Genomic DNA, 18,494 nt, shown 5'->3' with positions numbered 1-18,494 from the left:
GGAGGAATCACGTATGGGTCCACGCAGACCGCATCCCTGGTGGGGCCGGACAGCAGGCGTCATCGGCGTGCTGATGGTGTGCACCGGAGCCGTTGTCGTACTGCGCTCCCAGCCGACCGGCGACGTGGACCCCTTCGGTGCGCTGGCCGGCGGGCTGGGGGCGGTCATCGGCGCCGCCGGGCTGGTCCTCCCCGCCTGGCAGCACCGGCAGAGTCGCCGGGACGGGGCGGTGGGCACCCTCGTCCGCGCGGTCCACGCCCACGAGGACAAGCAGTACCGCACACTCCTGGGCCCCGGCAGCACCTTCCTGCCGGTGCGCTTCCGCTTCTCGGTGACGCCGGACGGCGTCCCCCCGGACACGGGTTCCGAGGAGTGGCGGACCATCACCGACCGCTACCTCGGCCTGCCCGGAGACGAGAGGCGCCTCGCGGTGATCGGCGCCCCCGGTACGGGCAAGTCCTTGCTGGCCAAGGAACTGGTCCGGTCCCTGGCTTCCCGCCACGGACGGGAAACGGCCGGCGGAGTACCCGTACTGCTCTCCCTCTCGTCGTGGAACGGGCCCCCGGACCGTGAGAGTCCACGGAGCGAGGCCTTTCACCTGGCGTTCCGCCGCTGGCTCGTCCAGCAGGTATCACAGACCTACGGACAGCACCCCGCTCTCGTCGATGAGGCACTGACGGACGACTCGGTCCTCGTCCTGGACGGCCTGGACGAACTCGACCCGACAGACGGCCTGGCCGAGCGCCGCCCCACGGAGGCGGGTGCGCGCCCCCGGGCGGTCGCGCTGCTCAGCTATCTCACGATGAACCAGGACCGATTCCGCAACGTGGTCATCACCTGCCGCAAGGACGTCTACGAGCAGTTCGAGGGGCCGACCCCGCTGGCCGGGGCCGCTCGCGCCGAACTGCTGCCCGTTCCACCGGACATGGCGCTCGACTACCTGAGAAACCGCAGCGCGTGGTCCCACAGCGGACTCACCGAACGCTGGGACGGGGTCCTGGACGAGATGCGGGTCGCCCCCGAGGGGCCTCTCGCACGCGCTCTGAGCACCCCGTGGCGGCTCACCATGATCGCCAACGCCTTCCACGTGCGGGACGAGGACGGCACAGGGTGGCTCAGGGACCCCTCGGTGCTGGTGACCCGGTGGGGGCACGAAGCCCTGCGGGAGGCTTTCCAGGCACACCACGCGTGGTACGCGGCCGATCACGGCTGGGCGGAGCCCCTAGGGAGCTTGCGGTCACCGGAGGAGCAGTTGCGGGAAGCGCAGGACTCCAGCGTCGCCGAGTGGATGAGCAGCGAAGCGGAGGAATATCTGCTGTCGCTCTTCGTCCCCTCCGTCGTGGCGGAGCACCCGCGGGAACGCGACCGCTATCCGGCCGAACGGGTCTCCGCGTGGCTCGGCCTGCTGGCGACACACCGCGCCGTCGACGACATCGATCCCCACCCGCCTCTGACACTTCTCGCCCGCAGCCGCGCACAGTTGACGCCGCATCAGTTGTGGCCGCTCGGCGGGCGTCGCCTGGTACGCACCGCGCACGGCGCCCTGGACACCCTCATCGTTCTGCTGGTCGCAGGGCTGGGCCTCCTCTCCCTCCGCCACCCGGCGGACATCGCCTTCCTCCTTCCCCTGATCCTCGCCGTCCTGTTTCCGGCGATCAACGCGTGGTCCGACCGGTCGGACGTCAGCCCGCTGAGCCGCACCAACCTGACCGATCGCACCTGGGGGATCCCGAACCGGTATCCGGTGGTCTGGGGGATGACGGTCTGGGGGGTCATCTCCGGCTCCATGTACGGGTTCGGCGTGGCGGTGAACATCGTGGGAGCGACGCCGACCGACATCCCGACGCCCGTATGGGTGGCGGCGGTTGTGGGGGCCTGCGTCGGGGTGCCGCTGTGCAGGACCTGGTCGGTGGAGACCTACAGCTCCATCAGAGGCTCGGTACCCGGCCGGCGCCACAAGGTCTTCCTCGTCTGCGCGGCGCTGCGGGGCCGCCTCCCGCTGCGGCTCGGCCGCTTCCTCGACTGGGCACACGAGGGCGGGCTGCTGCGCGTGGACGGCCACGCCTACCGCTTCCGGCACGACGAGTTCGAACAGTACCTGTGGCGGTCCTCCTGGCGACCGGAGATCCTCTCCAGGAGCCTGGCCGCCGCGACCGCCGCCCACCGGGCCGGAGAGGCGGCGACCGGCCGCCCGGCGGAGGCGGAGCAGATGCTGGAACAACTGGACCTGCTCGACCGGAACCGCATGGACCTGTACGCCACCTGCCCCGACGCGGTCGGCATCAGCGGCGCGCGAGCGGGCGCCGCGCTGCGTGCGTGGGCGGACCAGCTGTCCACCGGCACCGTGGAGCCCGAAGTGAACGACGCCCTGAGGAACCGGGCCGAGGACGCGGTACGCCGCTTCCACGAAGCGGCCTCGCGCGTCGGTTAGGCGCCTACGAGCCCGCCGGCTCCCACCGGACGGAGTGAGTACACCCGCCCGTCCGGGGGAACGGCGTACGCGGCAGGGCGCGGCCGCCTCGCGCCCACCACCCGGAACCCTCTCGCATGCATGCTGCACCGACCGCTAGCGTGCTGCCATGAGCACTCCCGAACCCCTCGAAACCACTCCCGCCGCCCCCGTCTCCCACGCCCACCCCCGGTTCGCCGAGGCGCTGGCCGAGCTGGGCCTCCAGGTCGAGGTGCGCCGCTTCCCCGACGCGACCCGTACGGCGGCGGAGGCCGCCGCCGCGATCGGCTGCTCGCTGAGCGAGATCGTCAAGTCCCTGGTCTTCACGGCGGACGGCGCCCCGGTGCTGGTCCTGATGGACGGCTCCTCGCGGGTGGACGTCGAGCTGGTGCGGCGTGAGCTGGGCGCGCAGAAGGTCAAGCGGGCGGACGCGGACCTGGTCCGGGAGACGACGGGTTACGCGATCGGCGGCGTACCGCCCTTCGGCCACGCCACCAGGACCCGTGTCCTGGCCGACCGACGCCTCCTGGACCACGCGGTGGTGTGGGCGGCGGCGGGCACCCCGCACACGGTGTTCCCGCTCGACCCGAAAACGCTGATCGCCCACGCGGGCGCGACCGTTGTGAATGTGCGCGAGCCCGCCAAGTGACCCCTCTGGTCGCTCTCGCGGTCCTCATAGCCGCGGTCACGCACGCCAGTTGGAACGCCATCGCGCACGCGATCAAGGATCAGCTGCTCTCGTTCACGCTGATCTCCGGCGGCGGTCTGCTGATCGGCGCGGCGATGGCCCTCTTCGCCCCGTTCCCGGCGGCGGAGGCCTGGCCGTACCTGACGGCCTCGGCCGCTCTGCACGTGCTGTACATGCTGCTGCTGATGCGCTCGTTCACGCTCGGCGACTTCGGGCAGATGTACCCGATCGCGCGGGGCACGGCCCCGCTGGTGGTGACGGTCCTGGCGGCGGTGTTCGTCGGCGAGCGCCCGGACGGCTGGGCCACGGCGGGCGTCGCGGTGGCCTCGGCCGGGCTGGTCGGGGTGGCGCTGTGGGGCATCCGGGGCTCCGGCAAGCGCCCGCACTGGCCGGCGATCGTGGCGGCCCTCGGCACGGGTCTGGCCATCGCCGGATACACGACGGTCGACGGCGTCGGGGTGCGCGCCTCGGGCACCCCGCTGGGTTACGTCGCCTGGCTGATGGTCCTGGAGGGCCTGGCGATCCCGGCGTACGCGTACTACCGCCGCCGCGCCGAACTGGTGACGCAGCTCAGGCCGTTCGCCGTACGGGGCCTGCTCGGCGCTGCCCTCTCGGTGGCCGCGTACGGGCTGGTCCTCTGGGCTCAGACGAAGGCCCCGCTCGCCCCGGTCGCGGCGCTGCGCGAGTCGTCGATCATCGTGGGCGCGGCGATGGGCACGCTGTTCTTCAAGGAGCGCTTCGGGGCCCCGAGGATCGCGGCGGCGGGGCTGATGGTGGTGGGCATCGGCCTGATGCTGCACACGAGTTGATGCCCCCCGCCCTGCGTATCGGCAGGGGCGAGGGGCATCGATCACCGATCGTGAGAGGCCGGCCTCAGACGGTGGTCTTGGACGGCTCGTCGTTCCTGTCCTCGTCCGTTCCGCCGGCCTTCCGGGTGCGGACGTATTCGAGGAAGGTGTTCAGCTCGCGCTTGACGACGGGCGCGAGGAGGTAGAGACCGATGATGTTGACGACGGCCAGGGAGAAGAGCACCGCGTCGGCCAGGTCGATAAGGGTCTGCAGGGTGAGCAGGGACCCGGAGACGGCGAGCAGGGTGTAGAGGGACTTGAAGACGGTCTCGCTGGTGCGGCTGCGGCCGAAGAGGTAGGTCCAGGCCTTGAGGCCGTAGTAGCCCCACGTGAGCACCGTGGAGATCGCGAAGAGCAGCACGGCGACGGTCAGGACGTACGGGAACCAGGGCAGCACGGTCTCGAAGGCGTCCGAGGTGATCGTCACGCCGCCGATCGACTCACCGTCGCGGGCCTCGGCCCAGCTGGCGGGGTTGGCGATGACGATGGTCAGCGCGGTCATGGTGCAGATGACGACCGTGTCGATGAACGGCTCCAGCAGGGCGACCAGGCCCTCGCTGGCCGGGTGCTTGGTCTTGACCGCGGAGTGGGCGATCGGCGCGGAGCCGAGGCCGGCCTCATTGGAGAACGCGGCGCGCTGGAAGCCGATGATCAGTGCGCCGAGCACACCGCCCGCGACGCCTTCGGGGTTGAAGGCACCCTCGATGATCGTCCCGATCGCGGCGGGCACGGCGGTGACGTTGACGAGGATGACGACGAGGCAGGCGGCGATGTAGATCCCGGCCATCGCGGGGATGAGCCGGCTGGTGACCGAGGCGATGGAGCGGATGCCGCCGAGGAGCACGATGCCGACGAGGGCGGCGACGAGGATGCCGAAGAAGAGGGCGCCGGCGGACGATCCCATCGCCCCTTCCTCGCCGCCGGTGACGGAGACGAGCTGGGCGTAGGACTGGTTGACCTGGAAGAGGTTGCCGCCGAAGAGCCCGAAGAACAGGATCATGATCGAGGCGAGGACGGCGAGGACCTTGCCGAAGGTCTTCCCGTTCTTCCCGAAGCGTTCGCCGAGCCCCTTGGGCAGGTAGTGCATCGGTCCGCCGGAGACGGTGCCGTCGGCGTGGACCTCGCGGTACTTCACGCCGAGGGTGACCTCGACGAACTTGGTGGCCATGCCGAGGAGACCGCAGAGGATCATCCAGAACGTGGCTCCGGCGCCACCGATGGAGACGGCGACGGCCACACCGGCGATGTTGCCGAGGCCGACCGTGCCCGAGACGGCGGCGGTCAGGGCCTGGAAGTGGTTGACCTCGCCCGCCGAGTCCTTGTCGTCGTACTTGCCGCGCACCACGTCGATGGCGAGACGGAACTTGCGTACCTGGATGAATCCGAACCAGCCGGTGAAGACGAGGCCCGCCACCACCAGCCAGGCGACGATGAGCGGGAGGTCCGTCCCGCCGACGGGGACGGCGTAGAAGACGATCTCGCCGAGCCATTTGGCTATCGGTTCGAAGAACCCGCTGACGGCTTCGTCGACGTTCTCGGTTATGGATTCGAGTGACACGTTGGCTACCTCGATGACGCGGGAACGGCGGACAGGTGGGGTCTCTTCGCCGGTCGGTGTGCGATGGGGGGACGTATCTGGGGTGATGAGCGAACGTCGTTGTCCGGTCGGCGACCCGGCGTGTCCCATGGAGTGGACGACGGCGACGGTCGCTCTGGCCTGCCACCGGGGCGGTCCCGGCACTCCGCTTCGGCGAGGGTTCCGCCTACGAAGTTGGGCATTTGTACCACGCCGTTTACCCGATCTTTAGTGATGCAGGTCACATTCCCGGAGGGTGCGTGCGAAGATGCTGGGCGGGTGACGTCATCGTTATGCGGAACCGCGGATACGTTTATCGGACACCTATCGGCAGGCCGGAGGGGATGCCTCCGGTCAGAGTGGGTACCTCCGGTCAGAGGGAATGCCTCCGGCCAGAGGGGTCTTCCCGCCTCGCTTACCCCGCCGGCCGCCGCGTAGACAGACCGGCGCGGCTCATGACCCCGTCGCGACGGCCGCGCAGATCTCCCGCACCGCGACGAGGACCGCCTCCGGCGACTCGTCCAGCAGAAGGTGCCCGGCCCCCTCGATCACCCTGAACTCCGCCCCGAGCCGACGCCGGACGGCTGGACCCAGGTGACACGGGGGAAGAAACGGGTCGAATTCCCCTGTGGCGACCAACGTGGGGACAGAGCGCCGCAGTTCGAGCAGACCGGACGGAAGGGGAGGCGGAGCGAGACTGGTACGGCAGCAGCGCCCGACCAGATCCATCCACTCCCCCAGACCGTCGGCCACCTGCCCCTGCCCTTGCCCTCGCCCTTGCCCCGGAGCCGCCATGCAACGCACCAGCGCCGTCGAACGGGCGACCGTGGGCCGCAGGAGCCAGGGGACGGTGGCGGCCAGAAGAGGGGCGGGAACCCTCAGCCGGACGAGTCCGGCGCTGGACAGCAGCACCCGGCCGACGATCTGAGGGGCGTCGCAGGCGAGGGCGACTGCGCCGCCCAGGGAATGCCCCATGACGACGACCGGCCCAGGCGCCACGCGCGCGAGAGCCTCGGCCAGCCACTTCCCGTACCAGGAAGAGCGCTTGGCACGAGGCCGCCGGTCCGCGCTGAGCCCGGGCTGACCGGGCAGATCCAGGACGACCACCCGCCGCTCCCGGGCGATCGCTTCCGCCACCGGCAGGCACAGAGCGGCGTTCATGTTCGTCCCCGGCAGCAGGACGACACTCGGCTCCCCGTCGCGCGGCTCCGGCCCTGCGGTCACGACTCCGGTGACCCCCGCCGAGGTCACCACCTCACTGCGGGCATCGGCCAGGCCCGAGCCGTCGATCCGGTGCACGCACCAGCGCCGCACTTCCGCTCGCGCCTGCTCGCTCCGGTACACGGAAGTCATGAGGCCGTCCTGGTCGGGGCGATACCGGTATCGGAGGGCGCGCACCTCGCGATCGGGACGGTGAGGTCAGTGCGCCGCGGCGTACGCGACGAAGCCTGCCCACGCGGCGGGGGCGACGGCGAAACGGGGACCCCGCGCGTTCTTGGAATCGCGTACGTGAACGGCGTCGGGGGCGGTGGCGACCTCGACGCAGTCGTTGGGGTTGCTGCTGTCGCTGTAGCTGCTCTTGAACCAGTGCAGCTCGGAAGCATCCCTGGCAGAGGGTCTGTAGGTCATGTCTCTCCCAGCACTTGCTCGATGAAGGCCCGGGACTCATCCGGCGTAAGAGCCCGGGACCCGATGACGCCGTACCGCAGCTCAAGGATACGGAGTTGCTTCGGATGCGAGATAGGCCTGCCCGCGAACTCGTCATCCGCCCGCCCGACAGCCGAGCCGTCAGCAAACTTCAGCACTTGGATCCGTCCACCCGTTCCCGGGTGATCCCACCGGCAGGTCGGCATCACCTGGATGTCCACGAAGGGCAACTCCCCAAGAAGAAGCAGCCTTTCCAGTTGCCGCCGCCAGACCGCCACACCGCCGATCGGGCGACGCAGCGAGGCCTCTTCCTGGATGAAACTGAGTTCGGGTGCGGGTACCCGGTCGAAGATGGAGTGCCTGGCGATGCGCCCGGCCAGCGCGCGTTCCAGCTCGTCCGGTGGCAGAACAGGGCGTCGGGTACCGAGCAGCGCCCTCGCGTACTCCTCCGTCTGCAACAGACCGTGCAGGTTGTGGCTGCCATACGAGGCCAGTTCGACGGCCTTGGCCTCCAGCTTCGCCAAGTCCCGGATCTTCTTCGGGTACCGCACCTCCGCCAGATCGGACTTCATCGCCGCGAGCTTTCCGTCCGCGCCCACCGCAAGGTCCGCCGCGTCCATGAACTCCGGACGGGGGATGCGCCGACCGCCCTCGACCTTGTAGACGAGGTCCTCGCCGTACCCCATGGCGGAGCCCAGCTCGCACGCCCGCATGCCCGCCGCCTCGCGCCAGGCCTTGATCTGGCGGCCCACCGCCGCGACCACCGCCGCACCCGGCTCGTCATCGGGATCGACGTCCCAGCCGGGCTCGTCCACCCCGCCGTCCCCACGCTCCGTACCGTCGCCGACCACACTCATGCGAGCCCCGTTTCCAACGCGCCTGTCGTCCTTTTCCCAACCGCGCCCCTGCCCCGTACGTCACGGGGGACAGCCGGGACAAGGCCGGACAAGCCCTGGACACTCACCGTACGCAAGGGCTCGGTCACTGGGCACAGTACGCAGAGGCGGCCACGCTGAGTGACATGAATCGAGAAACCACCCGCACCCAACACCTCCCCGTCGACCGTGCGTTCACCGTGCTGCTCTCCCCCACCCGTCGAGGGGTCCGGCTGGCCCGACTGCTCACCGCAGCCCATCTCGGGGCGTGGGGACTCCCGGCGGAGGCGGAGACGGCGGCGCACATCGTGGCCGAGCTGGCGGCGAACGCCACGGTGCACGGGCGCGTGAAGGGCCGGGACTTCCAACTCGGCCTCACCGTCAGCGGAGGCACGCTGCGGATCGAGGTCACCGACACGCGCGGCGACAGCATTCCGCCCGGGCCGGGAGCGGTGAAGCCGCCCGAGGACGACGACTCGGAGACGGGGCGGGGCCTGCTCATCGTGGAGGCGCTGGCAGACCACTGGGGCATCACCCCCGGGCCCGTTCTCCGTAAGACCGTATGGGCGGAGATCGACCTCGTACGGTGACGGCCCCCACCGGGTCGTGCGCCGCCGCGACCCGGTGCGTCCCGAAGGACCCGCGACCGGATCGTTCTCGACCGCGACCCGGTGAAGCGCGACATCAACTACCTAAAGAAACAAGAGAAAAAACCCCACCCGACCCACCCCGGCGACCACCTGACGCATCCCAGGGGCTCGTCACCCACACGGGTGAGATTTCCCAACTCAGCTCGCTTTCCGGCGGGTTGTCCGGCATATGCTCACGCCAGCAACACCCCACCCGACATACGTCGGCCCCCGACCGGGACTGCAATCCCAACCGAGGGCCTGACCACCAAGGAAGAGACAGCTTCCCGATGGATACCCAGCAGAATACTGCGCTCACGCGCGCCCTGGCAGAGGTTCCCGGACCACTGCCCACCTCCGGCGTGATCCACATCGTCATCCCGCACACCGACCGCTTCACCGTCGTCGGCAACCACCTCGCCCAGCACCCCGGCCTCAGCTGCACCGCGATCGGCATCGCCGTACGCATCCAGTCACTGCCCCAGGGGACGGAAGTCAGCATCAAGGCACTCGCCGCCCACTGCCACGAAGGCGAGAAACGCATCGCGGCCGCCCTGCGCGAACTGGAAGCCCTCGGCTACCTGCAACGCCTCCGGGAACGGCTCCCCAACGGCCGGGTCATCACCCGCACAGTCTTCTGCAACCAGCCCACAGCGCTGTTACACCCCCGCCAGACGTCGGGCCCCCAACGACCCGCCGTAACAACCACACCCCAGGCACCGGCACCGCCTCAGGCCCAGACACCGGCACCGGCACCTGCGGTGAGGCCCGAACGGCCCATGCCGCCCGCCACGTCCGACCAGTCCGAGCAGACCGACCCGCCCGCGCCCGAAACGCCCGCACCCGTGCCCCTACCGCCCCCTTCCCCCTTCGCAACGCCGCCGGCCCCGCTCTTCGTACCGCTCGTACCGCCCCCGACCGCACCCAAGCCGCCGCCCCGGCCTCTCCCCCGCCCCACCGAGCTCACCCCGGAACTCGACCGCGCGGCCACCGCGCTCCTCAGCGACCTGCCCCGCCACGCACCTCAGTTCACGCTCTCCGAGGACGACCTCCGTCGACTGGTCCCCGGCGTCGCGGCCTGGCTCGAACGCGCGGCCCGCCCCGACGCCATCCGCCACGCCCTCACCGACGATCCGCCCCACCCCCTCAAGCACCCCGCCAAACTCCTCAAATACCGGCTCACCGAACTGCTCCCGCCACCACCCCCGGGCATCCACGACCTCGCCGCACTCGCCCGCCCCCACATCAGGGTCACGCCCTTCCAGACCTGCGACGACTGCGACCGGGCCTTCCGCTCCCCCACCCCCGGCCACTGCCGCGACTGCCGCGAACACCGCACACACCGCGCCCACCACGCTGACCAGACGTCGCACCAGGCGCACCGAACCGAAGACGTGCGGAGCGCCGCCTGAGATCTCCGGCCGAGTCCGCCCCGGCCATGTCGTTGGCCACTCGCCGCGGTATTCACCGCCGGCCGGAGGCTCGCTGGCGCTACCCGTTCCCCTTGACGGTGAAATCGTGCTCAAGTTTGTCGGCGCCGGGGTAGCTGGGCGTCTCCACCCTGTAGGTGTAGGCACCAAGAACGTCGCCACCCCCGCCACTCCCGCCGTTCCCGCTACCTCCAATTCTTTCTGGCGATGCGCATCGTGCTGCGCCAAAGTCCCATGCATACACGATCTTGAGAGGATTGGAGGTGTCGAGCCTCGCCCAGCGTGATGGGGTGTCACGGTCGACGCAGTCGTCGGACCACCAGATCGGCTCGCCCGAGGGGTCGTACACGGTGATCGGGGTCGTCGTTCGACCCAGGTCGAAGCGGCATTCCGGACCGGACTTGCGTTGGAACGACATCTCGAAGTCAACCGGCTCCCCGAACACCACCGGGTCGGGCTGGCGCCCCATCGACCACCGGAAGTCAGTCGGAGGGCTGTCGTTACAGTCCGACAGCTTCATGATCGCGGGCGTGTTGATCTCGGTGTCGCCGATGTAGGCGGTCTTGTCGTCGGAGCGCGTTGGCAGAGGACTCGGCTTGTCGTCGGCCGCGTGCCGCCCCGAGGGAGAGCCGCTGCTGCCCGAATTCTTCTTCCCGGAGCCGGACTTGTCGGAGGCGAAGCTCTCGATGCCCCAGACGACGCCCCCGACGAGAAGCGTGACACCGGCGGCCGAGGCCAACCACGTGCGTGCCCGCGGTGCCCCGCGTCGCGCCGAGGGCACGGCCGTCGTCGACCGACGTCGCGCGACGACTGGTACCGGCGGTTCCGGATCCTCCGGTGCGTGGTCGCCCTCGTCGTCTGTCACCGTCCCCGCTCTCGCGCCCAGTGGCCGGTCCTGGCGGTGAACGAGTACGTCGCCGGTTTCCACGGCCCCGTTTCCACCGCCTCCACGCTGATGGGCGCGTTGTCCCGTGCCCTTTCGGCGTCCGCCTCCTCGGGCGAGCGGCGGCCCGGGTCAGGCCGTGCATGCCAAGCGGCTTCCGCTCCGGGCTGTGCCCCCGGCGACGGCGCCGCCGCCGGTGGTGTGGCCGCCGACGATGGTGTCGCCGCCGACGGTGTTGCCGCCAACGGTGCGGGAAGCTTCGCGTGGTTACGTCCCAGCGCCACCTGGGCACCGCTGTTGCGGTCCCTGGCCTGCGGAACGGGATGCCCTCGGGCTCTCATCGTCCGATACAGGTGCCGGTAGATGGTTCCCAGGTCCAGCAGTGCGGGACCGCCGGGGATGCCATGGTTCAGCGTGTCGAGCAGAGTGCCGGTGAAGGCGGTGTACGTATCTCCGACCGGTGCCAGGGCGGTGCGGGTCTCGGCTGCGGCGGCGAGGAGGTAACTGCCTTCCACGGCGGCCTGCTCGGCGAAGCCGGTCGATGCGTTCATCCGCCCGAGAGCCAGACCGCTGTAGCAGCAGTCCAGGATCACGACGTGGCGCTCGGCGTTGGAATCCATGAGGAGGACCTGGCGGAGCCATTCGAAGGGCAGGCTGGTCTCCACATGGCCGAACTCGGTGTGGGGCAGTGCCAGGCTGAGAGCGTCCTGCTCGATCAGCCCATGTCCGGCGAAATAGACGACCAGAGTATCGGTGGCTTCGGCGGCAGCCCGTCTTACCGCGCCCACCACGGTGTGCGCGGCGGCCGCGTTCTCGACGACGGTCACGTGCTGCGGCGGCAGTTGCAGCGACAGCGGTCCCGACAGGAGCCCGGAGAGGGCTCGCAGGTTGTTCGATACTGCCGGCAGCTGCTCAAGACGCTCGTACCGGCTCGTTCCCACCAGGACCGCCCGCGACCCCCTCGGGTCAGGTAAAACGCTCACTGGCTCGCGTCCTCATCACCGGCAGCGTCGAGCATCTGGACCACCCGCTCGATCTCCGCATCAGAACCGCCGGTGAGAACGAAAACGGTGTCCCCGCGGTGGATCTCCAGCCGCGGCTGTCGCGGTCGGGTCCGCCGCCACGCGACCAGGGCCAGCACGAACGACGCCGCGCTCCATCCGTTCCCCGTCACCAGCTGAAGCACGTCGAGCGCCGTGCCCATCTCCCCCGGCCGCGGCGCGGTCCCCTGCACCCCGATCGTGGCAGATCCTCGTACCTCGGGGTCCGACCGCAACCAGCCCCGCAACGACCGCAGGTCACCCGCGGACTCGACCCGAACCTCCAAGAGCATGCAGACCTCCCCAGTCTCCGCGCACCCCCCGTGTGACGATGCGCACCCATTCTCCGTCACAGCACCGCGCCCGCACCGGGAAACGCCTCACGAGTCCGCCGACCCCGCTGTTGCGCGGGGGCGGATGATGCCTTGACCCGTCCGGGTCACGTGGGACGACGGCCAGGTGATCACCTTCGGGCGGCTGGAACCTAGTCCTGGAGCGCGGCAACCAGGCTGGCGACGGTGACCGTGTTGAAGACGAAGGCGATGACCGCGTTCGCCGAGATGGTCCGCCGCATGGCGCGGGAGGTCACGTTGACGTCGGTGGTGCCGAAGGTCGTCATGACGGCCACAGCGAAGTACACGTAGTCGGCCCAGGCCACAGACCCCGCTCCGGGGAAGTCGAGCGCCGCTTCGTTCTCCACCAGATTGTCGGCCTGGAAGGCGACGGCGAACGCGACGACGACGCACGTCCAGGCGATGACGACGAGTGACAGCGCCATCAGGGCGCGCGGCCCCTCGGCAAAGGTGGTGCTGAGGTGGCCGGGCAGCCACACGACAGCCACGGCCAACGCGGCTGCCGCGATGAGGATGGAGGCCCCCGGTCCGGGTGCGGTGCCCAGGACGTACCGCTGCAGGAACGTGCCGCGGGCTTCACGGTCGGCCCAGGAACGGATCTGCTCCGGCGAGGCGCGAAGAAAGGCGGTCAGGGTGATGGCCAGGTACGGGACCAGGAAGGCGAAGAACACCAGCACGCCGACGTCGTAGGCCGAGATCCGCACGACACTGTCGAGGGGCAGCACCACGGCCGCACTCGCCGCGATGAGCAGGCACACGAGTGAGCGGCGTCGTTCGGGCAGCCAGGAAATCACGGACGGGCTCCTCCGGGCATTCACGGTGCGGATGGCGGCGACGCTAGACGAGTCGGCTCCCGCCGGGACCGTGGGCTCTCGCGGCGTCCACGAGGTGGTGTGTACCGTCCCCCGGACGGCCCACGGACGGCGTCTTCACGCACGGATCTTCAACTCCCTCGCCCCATGCACGCAGACGTTTGCGCTATCGAGGGTGCCGGGGCGGCGGGTGCCGCATAGTCTGCCGAGCTGTGGACACCCGACGTGCTGGTCAGCAGCTCCGGCTCATTGCCGAGGTCATGGAGGTCGCCGAGGCGAACGACGTAGCCGTGTGGCTTCGCGGTGGCTGGGCGATGGACTTCTTCCTCGGCGAGATCACGCGGGACCACGGGGACATCGACTGGTTCACGTGGGAGGCCGGCGCAGGGAAGCTGGCCGCCGCCCTGGCGCGAAGCGGCTATGAGCCGGTCGCCGGACCACCACCACAGCAGCAGCTCGACTTCGCCAAAGCCGGTCTGGAGATCAGCGTCGCGCTCCTGTCCAAGGACGGAGCCGGCCGCACCTGCGTCGCTGGTGGCCCGTGGGCCGGAACCCTGTGGCCCGAGGCCATGCCCGCTGCCGCCCCTGGTCGCCTCGCCGGCCTGGAGGCCTCCATCGTCAGCCCACAGGGACAGATCGAGATCAAGCGCATGACTCCGGTCTGGGTGCCCGGTATGCCGCGCCGGGCCAAGGACGTCGAAGACATCGCCCGCCTGGAAACGGCGCTGTCCCAACGCGGCGAGCGACACGCCTGAAACCGTCGGGGGCAATCATCCCGTCCGGCCGACCCGCGCGCACCTGCCGTCCCCTCCAGAGCGAGCGCCACCGCGCGGACGTCACCGGTGCTGCGGGCCACGGCTACGATCCCAGCCCATGACGTCCATGACGCGCAGCGAAGACGCAAACGAGAACGGGAACGGGAACGGGAACCAGGGCGCCGACCGGTACGAGATCGACACCGACCCGGACCGCATCGACATAGGCCTGGTGCACCACTGGCTCTCCACCGACGCCTTCTGGGCACGCGGCCGCAGCCGCGACCTCGTCGAGCGGTCCATGGGCGGGTCGCTCAACTTCGGTGTCTACGGCCCCGACGGGGCTCAGGTCGCCTACGCCCGGGTCGTCACGGACCGGGCGACCTTCGCCTGGCTCTGCGACGTCTACGTGGACCCGGCGCATCGCGGGCGTGGCCTGGGCGTACGGCTGGCGACCGCCGTGCGCGACCACCTCGCCCCGTACGAGCTCAAGCGGATTCTCCTCGCCACGCTCGACGCCCACGAGCTGTACGCCAAGGTCGGGTTCGTCCCCGTGACCGACCCCTCGATGCTGATGGCCCTGAGCGCTGAGCAGTAGGTGGGCACCGTGCCGGACAGAGACGGGACACCGCCTCGCGACGACAGCCCGCACCACGCCCTCGCTGCCCTTCTCACTCGACGCTCGACCACGGACTTACGGCTGCGCCCTTACGGCTGCTTCCTTACGGCTGTGCCATCGCCTGCCGGAAGCCCGTGTTCACTGCGAGGATCCCGCCGTCCACGCGCAGCGTCGTCCCGGTGATCCAGGCCGCGTCCATGGAGGCGAGGAAGGCGACGGCGGACGCGATGTCATCGGGGGTGCCGACGCGGCCCAGCGGGTAGAGGGCGGCGGCCCGGTCCAGTTCGGCGTCGCGGCCCGCCCAGGCGTCGGTGCGGATCGTGCCGGGGGCGACCAGGTTGACGCGTACGCCGCGCGGTCCTGCGTGGCCCGCCAGCGTACGGGTGAGGCTGGTCAGGCCCGCCTTGGCCGCGCTGTACCCGTGGCCGCCGAAGTCCTGTTCGCCGTTGACCGAGCCGATGGTGACGATCGCACCCCGGCCCGAGGCGACCAGGTGCGGCAGCGCGGCGCGGGCGCAGCGGAACGGGCCGGAGAGCGTGATGTCCAGGTCGCGTTCCCAGACCTCGTCCGACTCGTCCTCGAAGAGCGGCTCGTCCTCGCCCGCCGCATAGGCGTTGTTGACCAGGACGTCGAGCCGGCCGAAGGCGGCGACCGCGTGGGCGACGGCCGCCTCGACCGCCGCCCGGTCGGCCACGTCGCAGACGAGGGATTCGGCGGTGCCACCCGCCTCGCGTATCGCCGCCGCCGTGTGGGCGGCGCGCTTGGCGTCGAGGTCGGTGACGAGGACAGAGGCCCCTTCCGCCGCCAGGCGGCGGGCCGTTGCCGCGCCGATGCCCTGGCCGGCGGCGGTGATCAGGACGCTGTATCCGGCGAAGCGGGCGGCCGAGGTCCGGTCGGATGCTGGAGTCATAGCGCCGACCGTACTGCTCTGACCAAGGCCTGGGCACGGGGGTCGGCGGTGACTCCCTTCTGGAGGCCGTTGGTGACATAGCCCAGCGCGATGCCCGACTCCGGGTCCGCGAAGCCCAGCGAGCCGCCCCGGCCCGGGTGCCCGAACGATCCGGGGCCCAGCAGCGGCGCCGCCGGGCCGTGCAGCATGTAGCCCAGGCCGAAGCGGGTGTTGACGACCAGCACCCGGTCCGGGCCCGCCGACTCCTCCGTACGGGCCAGGGTGAGCGTGGCGGGGGCGAACAGGCGGCGGTGGCCGTCGACGGGGCCGATCATCGCGGCGTAGCAGCGGGCCAGGCCCCGGGCGGTCGCAATGCCGCCCGACGCGGGGAGTTCGGCCGCACGGTAGGCGGGGTCGTTCTCGTCGGGGAACGGGTCGATCGCGCCGAACGCCCTGCGGGTGAGGGAATCCGGGTCCCGGTAGGCCTCGACGACGGAGCGCTTGGGGCGTACGCGCAGGGCGCTCGACGCGGTGGCCGCCGCCGGGGGCTCCACCGGGCCGATGCGGCCGACGCGGTGGGCCTCGTCGGCCGGGAGCCCGAACCAGAAGTCGAGGCCGAGTGGGCGGGCGATCTCCTCGGCGATCCAGCGGCCGATGGTGCGGCCGGTGGCGCGGCGGACCAGTTCGCCGATCAGCCAACTGTAGGTCTGGGCGTGGTAGCCGTGATCGGTGCCGGGCTCCCACTGCGGGCGCTGGGCGGCGACGGCGGCGGGCCCGGAGACCCCGTCGGCCGCCTCGGCGGGGGTCAGGGCGGTGTCCAGGGCGGGTACCCCGGCCCGGTGGGCGAGCAGGTCGCGGACGAGGACGCGTTCCTTGCCGTTCGCCTTGAACTCCGGCCAGTAGGTGGAGACCGGGGCGTCCAGGTCGACCTGTCCGCGCTGGTGGAGCAGCAGGGGGACGGCGGCGGCGATGCCCTTGCCCGCCGAGCGGACGATCTGGACGGTGTCGACGGCCCACGGCTCGGTGCCGTCGACGTCGCGCGTACCGGCCCACAGGTCGACGACCTTGCGCCCGTGGCGGTAGACGGCGACGGCCGCGCCGCGCTCCCCGCGCTGCTCGAAGTTGCGGACGAACGCCTCCGCGACCGGCTCGAACCCGGGCGCTACCGTGCCCCGTACGTCCACGGTGACGGCTGGGGCCACGGCTTCGGCCCCGGCTTCGGCTTCGGTCCCGGCTTCCGTCCCGGTCACGTGCGCTCCCGTGTGTGGTTCGGTTCCCGTGCCTGATCCCCATACCGCGCCTGGTTCAGCCCCCGTGCCCGATTCCGCTCCCGTTCCCGTTCCCGTGCCCGATCCCGATTCCGCTTCCGCGCCCGCCGTCGTGCTCGCTCCCGCGCTCCCGCTCATCCCCCCATGGTGCACGTCCCGGCAGGGTGTTCGGGGGGCGGGTCGCCGTCAGCCCCGTGCTGTCACCACCTGTTTACGCCGACGGAAACAGAGCTCCAGGGGCGTACGGCAGATCGTGGGCGACCGTCAACGCGATGACGGTCACAGGTGCGTCGAGGAAACCACCGGGTAGACGCAGGGGAGGCTCCGCCTCCCGCGGGGTCCGCACGGTCTCCACGCCCGTGCGGACGAGGTCCTGCGGGCGGGGTCATGAACCCATCGACAGCAGTGCCCTCCTGCGAACTGCATGCAAGGGCGGAAGCTCGGCAACTGGATAGGACTCATCGCGCCACTTCCGCAAAATATGGGACATTAGAGGGCAGAGTTACGCATATATAGGAGGAGCCGGCCCATGTCCCCTGTGATCGAAGTACATGCGCGCGCCCGGCTCATCACCGATGGCCCCCTGACCCGCCCGGTCCCCGTCGACCTGCGCTACGACCCCGCCGACGAGCGGCGCGCCGTCCACATAGGACTGCCCGACGGCACCGACTGGTCGTTCGGCCGCGACCTCCTGGAGCGCGGCCTGCGGACCCCGATCGAGCGCGGCGACGTCCGCATCTGGCCGTGCGGCCGTACGCAGCTGATCGTGGAGCTGCACTCGACGGATGGCGTCGAGGTTTTCCAGTTCGAGATCCGGACGCTGATCCGCTTCCTGGCCCGCACCCACGCCCAGTCACCGGCCACCCCGGCGGACGCGGGCCGGGAGTCGCAGCCGCAGCCGCCGTCCCGCACCGCCCGCCCGGAACGGGGCGCGCAGACGGAACGGGGCGCGCATCCCGAGCGGGGCGCGCAACCCGCCCGCGGCTGAAGCACCGCCGCCAAGGGCCGCCGGGACGAGCGCCGGGAGAGATGCTCAGCCGCGGCCCGCGCCCGCTTCCGCACCCTGGCGATCCACCGCAGCCCGGTGATCACCGGTCACGTCGCCGGCAGCGTGCTGCAGATCCTCGCCGGCCTGGTCCTGGTCGGAGCCGTGGCCGTGGCCATCGGCTTCCGTTCCGTCGACGCCACCGCCCTGGAGTGGCTGGCCGCCTTCGGACTGGTCACGCTCTTCGCCCTGGCGCTCACCTGGATCGCGGTCGGGATGGGCATGGCCAGCCCGAACGCGGAGGCCGCCGCCAACAGCGCACAGCCGCTGATCCTCCTCCCGCTCATCTCCAGCGCCTTCATCCCGGCCGACACCATGCCCGGCTGGTTCCAGCCGATCGCCGAGTACCAGCCCTTCACCCCCGTGATCGAGACCCTGCGCGGCCTGCTCCTCGGCACCGGGATCGGCCACAACGGCTGGCTGGCCGTCGGCTGGAGCCTCGGCCTCGTCGTGCTCGGCTACCTGTGGTCGAAGTCGCTGTTCCTCCGCGACCCGGCGGCACGCTGACCGCGTGCGGCGCCCCGCCCGCGCCTCGCCCGCCCTCTGCGACAAGAGGGAAGCCCCGCCAGAGGAAAACTCCGCAAGAGGAAAGCCCCCGTGCAGTTCGCACGGGGGCTTTCGCTGTGCCCCGGTCCCCGTCCCCACAGGTAACCGGCGCTTCCGGGGCCACGCTCCGCTCAGGCGCGGC

General features: G+C 70.8%; 18 protein-coding genes and 1 pseudogene. 9 read left to right on the top strand and 10 right to left on the bottom strand.

Features of this window, described 5'->3' with window-relative positions; all coding sequences use genetic code 11:
- Positions 1 to 13: 13 nt before the first annotated feature.
- The 3 genes from N7925_RS21510 (at position 14) to N7925_RS21500 (ending at position 3,946) form a co-directional block, all read left to right on the top strand.
- Positions 14 to 2,431 (top strand): NACHT domain-containing protein, encoded by a 2,418-nt coding sequence (locus N7925_RS21510; RefSeq protein WP_274344841.1) that lies wholly within the window; start codon positions 14 to 16, stop codon positions 2,429 to 2,431.
- Between the two features lie 148 nt (positions 2,432 to 2,579).
- Positions 2,580 to 3,098 carry a YbaK/EbsC family protein gene (locus N7925_RS21505; protein WP_274344840.1) on the top strand — a complete coding sequence of 173 codons (519 nt, stop codon included), beginning with the start codon at positions 2,580 to 2,582 and terminating at the stop codon, positions 3,096 to 3,098.
- On the top strand, positions 3,095 to 3,946 hold the full coding sequence (locus tag N7925_RS21500; RefSeq protein ID WP_274344839.1) for a DMT family transporter: 852 nt from the start codon (positions 3,095 to 3,097) through the stop codon (positions 3,944 to 3,946). Before N7925_RS21505 ends, N7925_RS21500 begins: the two co-directional genes overlap by 4 nt.
- A gap of 64 nt (positions 3,947 to 4,010) precedes the next feature.
- Here N7925_RS21500 and N7925_RS21495 read toward each other — a convergent pair whose 3' ends face one another.
- The 4 genes from N7925_RS21495 to N7925_RS21480 form a co-directional block, all read right to left on the bottom strand.
- Positions 4,011 to 5,543, bottom strand: coding sequence for an alanine/glycine:cation symporter family protein (locus tag N7925_RS21495; protein ID WP_274344838.1), 1,533 nt, complete (start codon positions 5,541 to 5,543; stop codon positions 4,011 to 4,013).
- Positions 5,544 to 6,014: 471 nt separating this feature from the next.
- Entirely contained in the window at positions 6,015 to 6,914 is a 900-nt protein-coding gene (locus N7925_RS21490; RefSeq protein WP_274344837.1) for an alpha/beta fold hydrolase, read from the bottom strand.
- Positions 6,915 to 6,980: 66 nt separating this feature from the next.
- The gene (locus N7925_RS21485) at positions 6,981 to 7,190 is read right to left on the bottom strand and encodes a DUF397 domain-containing protein (protein WP_274344836.1); all 210 of its coding nucleotides are present in this window, start codon (positions 7,188 to 7,190) and stop codon (positions 6,981 to 6,983) included.
- Positions 7,187 to 8,065: a helix-turn-helix domain-containing protein gene (locus N7925_RS21480; RefSeq protein ID WP_274344835.1), complete on the bottom strand. Its 879-nt coding sequence runs from the start codon at positions 8,063 to 8,065 to the stop codon at positions 7,187 to 7,189. The genes N7925_RS21485 and N7925_RS21480 overlap by 4 nt, the downstream gene beginning before the upstream one ends.
- A gap of 164 nt (positions 8,066 to 8,229) precedes the next feature.
- Here N7925_RS21480 and N7925_RS21475 point away from each other — a divergent pair, with 164 nt between their 5' ends.
- A complete protein-coding gene (locus N7925_RS21475; RefSeq protein WP_274344834.1) occupies positions 8,230 to 8,673 on the top strand; it encodes an ATP-binding protein in 444 nt (147 codons plus the stop codon).
- Between the two features lie 329 nt (positions 8,674 to 9,002).
- Complete coding sequence (locus N7925_RS21470; RefSeq protein WP_274344833.1) at positions 9,003 to 10,124, top strand: hypothetical protein; 1,122 nt, start codon at positions 9,003 to 9,005, stop codon at positions 10,122 to 10,124.
- Positions 10,125 to 10,203: 79 nt separating this feature from the next.
- On the opposite strand, the gene N7925_RS21465 is transcribed toward N7925_RS21470, so the two are convergent.
- The 4 genes from N7925_RS21465 to N7925_RS21450 all read right to left on the bottom strand — a co-directional run bounded on the left by N7925_RS21465 (position 10,204) and on the right by N7925_RS21450 (position 13,212).
- Positions 10,204 to 11,007, bottom strand: coding sequence for a hypothetical protein (locus N7925_RS21465; protein ID WP_274344832.1), 804 nt, complete (start codon positions 11,005 to 11,007; stop codon positions 10,204 to 10,206).
- The gene (locus tag N7925_RS21460; RefSeq protein WP_274344831.1) at positions 11,004 to 12,008 is read right to left on the bottom strand and encodes a caspase family protein; all 1,005 of its coding nucleotides are present in this window, start codon (positions 12,006 to 12,008) and stop codon (positions 11,004 to 11,006) included. The genes N7925_RS21465 and N7925_RS21460 overlap by 4 nt, the downstream gene beginning before the upstream one ends.
- Positions 12,005 to 12,358, bottom strand: a complete 354-nt coding sequence (locus tag N7925_RS21455) for an effector-associated constant component EACC1 (protein ID WP_274344830.1) — start codon at positions 12,356 to 12,358, stop codon at positions 12,005 to 12,007. Before N7925_RS21455 ends, N7925_RS21460 begins: the two co-directional genes overlap by 4 nt.
- 191 nt (positions 12,359 to 12,549) lie before the next feature.
- Positions 12,550 to 13,212: a DUF1345 domain-containing protein gene (locus N7925_RS21450; RefSeq protein ID WP_274344829.1), complete on the bottom strand. Its 663-nt coding sequence runs from the start codon at positions 13,210 to 13,212 to the stop codon at positions 12,550 to 12,552.
- 230 nt (positions 13,213 to 13,442) lie between these two features.
- On the opposite strand from N7925_RS21450, the gene N7925_RS21445 reads away from it, so the two are divergent.
- Positions 13,443 to 13,985, top strand: coding sequence for a nucleotidyltransferase domain-containing protein (locus N7925_RS21445; RefSeq protein ID WP_274344828.1), 543 nt, complete (start codon positions 13,443 to 13,445; stop codon positions 13,983 to 13,985).
- Between the two features lie 118 nt (positions 13,986 to 14,103).
- Positions 14,104 to 14,583: a GNAT family N-acetyltransferase gene (locus N7925_RS21440; RefSeq protein WP_274344827.1), complete on the top strand. Its 480-nt coding sequence runs from the start codon at positions 14,104 to 14,106 to the stop codon at positions 14,581 to 14,583.
- A gap of 124 nt (positions 14,584 to 14,707) precedes the next feature.
- Here N7925_RS21440 and N7925_RS21435 read toward each other — a convergent pair whose 3' ends face one another.
- Both N7925_RS21435 and N7925_RS21430 read right to left on the bottom strand, forming a co-directional pair.
- Entirely contained in the window at positions 14,708 to 15,514 is an 807-nt protein-coding gene (locus N7925_RS21435) for an SDR family NAD(P)-dependent oxidoreductase (RefSeq protein WP_274344826.1), read from the bottom strand.
- A complete protein-coding gene (locus N7925_RS21430) occupies positions 15,511 to 16,677 on the bottom strand; it encodes a serine hydrolase domain-containing protein (protein WP_274346522.1) in 1,167 nt (388 codons plus the stop codon). The genes N7925_RS21435 and N7925_RS21430 overlap by 4 nt, the downstream gene beginning before the upstream one ends.
- A gap of 613 nt (positions 16,678 to 17,290) precedes the next feature.
- On the opposite strand from N7925_RS21430, the gene N7925_RS21425 reads away from it, so the two are divergent.
- Together N7925_RS21425 and N7925_RS21420 are read left to right on the top strand one after the other, a co-directional pair.
- A complete protein-coding gene (locus N7925_RS21425; protein ID WP_265601107.1) occupies positions 17,291 to 17,749 on the top strand; it encodes an SsgA family sporulation/cell division regulator in 459 nt (152 codons plus the stop codon).
- A gap of 60 nt (positions 17,750 to 17,809) precedes the next feature.
- Positions 17,810 to 18,313: pseudogene (locus N7925_RS21420) on the top strand (ABC transporter permease); the annotation flags it as partial.
- Between the last annotated feature and the right edge of the window lie 181 nt (positions 18,314 to 18,494).

The sequence above is a fragment of the Streptomyces sp. CA-278952 genome, from assembly GCF_028747205.1.
GTDB lineage: Bacteria > Actinomycetota > Actinomycetes > Streptomycetales > Streptomycetaceae > Streptomyces.
This window is presented reverse-complemented; position numbering and strand designations above follow the sequence as displayed.